Source organism: Nocardia sp. 852002-20019_SCH5090214, assembly GCF_001665865.1.
Classification (GTDB): domain Bacteria; phylum Actinomycetota; class Actinomycetes; order Mycobacteriales; family Mycobacteriaceae; genus Nocardia; species Nocardia nova.
On sequence record NZ_LZMK01000219.1, the window covers coordinates 1 to 661 of the forward strand.

1 pseudogene is annotated in these 661 nt (G+C 72.0%); it reads left to right on the top strand.

Going from position 1 to position 661, the window contains the following annotated elements:
* A pseudogene (locus tag A5780_RS41040) lies at positions 1 to 501 on the top strand (hypothetical protein); the annotation flags it as partial.
* Between the last annotated feature and the right edge of the window lie 160 nt (positions 502 to 661).

A 661-nucleotide genomic window follows, 5' to 3' on the forward strand; every position in this document is an offset into this window, starting at 1 on the left:
GTCTGGCCGCCGACCGCCGCCCCCGCGGTGGCGCCGCCTCCGCCACCTCAGCTCCCCTCGGCGAAACTGAACCCCTACAACGGTTTTCATCACGGCGTCTCGCTGCTGCACGGCTGGCTGCCGCTGACCATCGAGATCGTCGCCGCCGTCCTGCTCGTGGTCGCCATCGTGCGCTGGAGCCGGCGGTGGTGGCTGATCCGGGTGCCGATCTGCCTCGCCCTCGGGGTGGTGGCCGCCTTCGCCGCCCGCACCGTGATGAACAACGAGGGCCTGGCCTCCGATCCCGCTCCGGTGCGGCTGTGGATCTGGGTGGGCGTCGCGGTCGCCGCGATCGCGCTGGTGGTCGTCGGCTGGCCGGGCGCGCGGTGGTGGCACCGTACCGCCGCGATCGTGGCGGTGCCGTTCGCGATCGCCAGTTCGGCGGTGGTGCTCAACCAGTGGGTGGGCTACTACCCGAGTGTGCAGTCGGCGTGGAATGCGCTGACGGCCGGGCCGCGGTGAACGCGTCGATGGCGGGCATGATCTGGCCGCTGCGCAACCAGTCGGCGGGAGTGTTGAATTCGCCGCCGATCATCATCACCGCCGGCCGGGCGCGCGGTGGTGGCACCGTACCGCCGCGATCGTGGCGGTGCCGTTCGCGATCGCCAGTTCGGCGGTGGTG